Below are 2,745 nucleotides of genomic sequence, written 5' to 3' on the forward strand. Positions count from 1 at the left end.
AGTAGAAATAGACGATTGTAGGTGCGATAACGCCGTCTCCTGTGGCAATCCTTTCTGCGTAGGTAGTGCCTGATTGGAACAACGAATGATTGACCCATCTGACTGGGACATTGGCTACCTCAACTCTCGATGTGGGTGAATTGCTAATTACTAAATAAACGTAATGGTGCAAGCTTTGTTATGGCTTCTACTCAAAGAAAGAGATTTGAGCAGCACAACTACTTTTTTAAACAGATGCCCATTTAGATGCCCATTTATACGTTTAAAACGCGGTTGAAAGAGCAGACTTTTTGACCAAGCGGACAGCCAGAACAATTGCATTTGAAACTGGCGGGTTTAATCAGCGTTGTATTCCTTGTAACACAGGATTTTTATAAAATTCTCCTTCTGGAAGAAGACCGACATTAGCCTTAGTGAATTTGTTTGAGAAATCGAGTCAGGATCTACAAAAATTCTCTACGGGTATTAAATAGTTGCTGAAACAGAAGCATGAAAACAGTTGTTGCATCTGGTTTCAATGCCCAAACTATGCTAGGGATTGCGCTAAAATGTAGTTATTAATACACCTTGACTCATGTTGTCAGCCTCGCTACTTGCCGTTGACTTTGTGGAGCTTCGGCTGCTGATTCTGAGTTGAGCGGTCTAAAGTTAAGAAAGGTATTTGATCGCGGAATGATCGAGAGAAAGTGTTACATCAGGACATTAGATGAGCATTCTTTTTTTAGTTGTGAAGGTTCTAAATCGATGCAATTACTCGGAAAGTGCCTTGAGGACCATTGCTCCTCTGACTCCAGCACGATCACCCAATTTCGTCAGCTTGAAACGGGCTATCCCCGTCCCCAGTTTCAGCGTGCCAACTGGCTCAACCTAAACGGGGCATGGAAGTTCGCGTTTGACGATCGCAGACAGTGGCTACAGCCGATCGACGTTGAATGGACGCGGACGATCGAAGTTCCCTTTGCGCCAGAGTCGCAGCGTAGCGGCATCGCTGACACGCAGTTTCACCCTAACTGCTGGTACGAGCGAGAGTTTGAACTAGATCAGACCCGCAGCGCTCACCGCTCTCGTTCCCGCGTGCTGCTCCACTTTGGCGCAGTGGACTATCACGCAAAGGTCTGGGTCAACGGTCAATTTATTGGAGAGCACGAAGGGGGGCACACGTCCTTCAGCTTCGACATTACCCATGCGCTACAGCCAACGGAAACCCAGCGCGTGACCGTTTGGGCGCAGGATGATCCGCAGGACCTAGCAAAGCCCAGAGGCAAGCAGGACTGGCAACCAGAAACACACGGCATTTGGTATCCTCGGACGAGCGGAATCTGGCAGACCGTGTGGGTCGAGTGCGTGCCGGAAACCTATTTAGAGAAAATTCACTGGACGCCCCACTTTGAACGGTGGGAGATTGGCTTTGAGGCGTTGATCGCTGGAACCCAACGCGATGACTTACGGCTCAGCGTGCGGCTCACCGTGGGGGGGCGTCTGTTGATTAATGACAACTACGAAGTCATTAGCGGTGAGATTCATCGTCGCATTGCCTTATCCGATCCAGGTATTGACGATTACCGCAACACGTTGCTGTGGAGTCCCGAAAAACCGACGTTGATTGATGCCCAGATACAACTTTGGTATCAGGGCGAACTGTTAGATGAAGTGAAGTCCTACACGGCAATGCGGACGGTTTCGATTCAGCGCGATCGATTCATGCTGAACGGGCACCCATACTATCTGCGGCTCGTGCTGGATCAGGGCTACTGGGTAGATACGCTGATGACGCCGCCATCGGATGAGGCATTGCGGCAGGACATCGAACTCACAAAGCGCATGGGCTTCAATGGCGTGCGAAAGCATCAGAAGCTCGAAGATCCTCGCTTCCTCTACTGGGCAGACGTGATGGGGCTAATGGTGTGGGAAGAAATGCCCAGCGCCTACCGTTTTACGCCGAAAGCCGTTGAGCGGATTACAAAAGAATGGACCGAGGCGATCGATCGCGATTCCAGTCATCCTTGCATCGTTGCATGGGTGCCCTTTAACGAATCCTGGGGCGTCCCGAACCTGACGGAAACTCCGGCTCATCGGCATTACGTCCAAGCGCTTTACTACCTGACCAAAACCCTTGATCCAACTCGTCCGGTAATCGGCAACGATGGCTGGGAAAGCACCACGACCGACATTCTGGCGATTCATGACTACGACAGTCAGCCGCAGCGACTAGCAAGGCGCTACGGTCCTGATGTCAAGCTTGCTGACTTGCTGCACCAACAGCGTCCCGGTGGTCGCGTCCTGACACTCGACGGCTACCCGCATCAAGGGCAACCGATTATGCTGACCGAGTTTGGTGGAATTGCCTACACGAAGCCTGATGATGCGATCGCCCACAAAACCTGGGGCTACGATCGCTCTAAGGATGCCTCCGACTTGCAAGACCGCTATTGCGCTCTGCTGACGACGGTGAACACGAGCCCGCTATTTAGCGGCTTCTGCTACACCCAGTTGACAGACACATTTCAGGAAGCGAACGGCTTACTGTATGCGGATCGCACGCCCAAGATTCCGTTGGAGGCGATCGCCTCAGCAACCTTAGGTAGAGATGTTGCATTATCAGGGGGTGAGTCTCAATGGATGGGACCTGGTTCATCCCATGCAGCCGATCAGTGTGGCGTAAACGGCTGCTAGGTAATACTGCCAGTCGTGCGAGCGTGTAGTGCAGGCGTCTTTAACAGGATGCCTGCACACGTTTTATTGGGG

General features: G+C 51.4%; 1 protein-coding gene. It reads left to right on the plus strand.

Translation table 11 applies throughout. From position 1 onward, the window contains the following. The first annotated feature begins 744 nt into the window (after window positions 1-744). Window positions 745-2,673, plus strand: a complete 1,929-nt coding sequence (locus H6F43_RS01455) for a sugar-binding domain-containing protein (RefSeq protein ID WP_190340246.1) — start codon at window positions 745-747, stop codon at window positions 2,671-2,673. Window positions 2,674-2,745: the final 72 nt, after the last annotated feature.

Source organism: Leptolyngbya sp. FACHB-36 (genome assembly GCF_014695955.1).
Taxonomy (GTDB): Bacteria; Cyanobacteriota; Cyanobacteriia; order Leptolyngbyales; family Leptolyngbyaceae; genus FACHB-36.

What these genes read in the sequence shown, in the direction of transcription:
- H6F43_RS01455 (WP_190340246.1), top strand. Translation starts at nt 745, where the DNA reads ATGCAATTACTCGGAAAGTGCCTTGAGGACCATTGCTCCTCTGACTCC.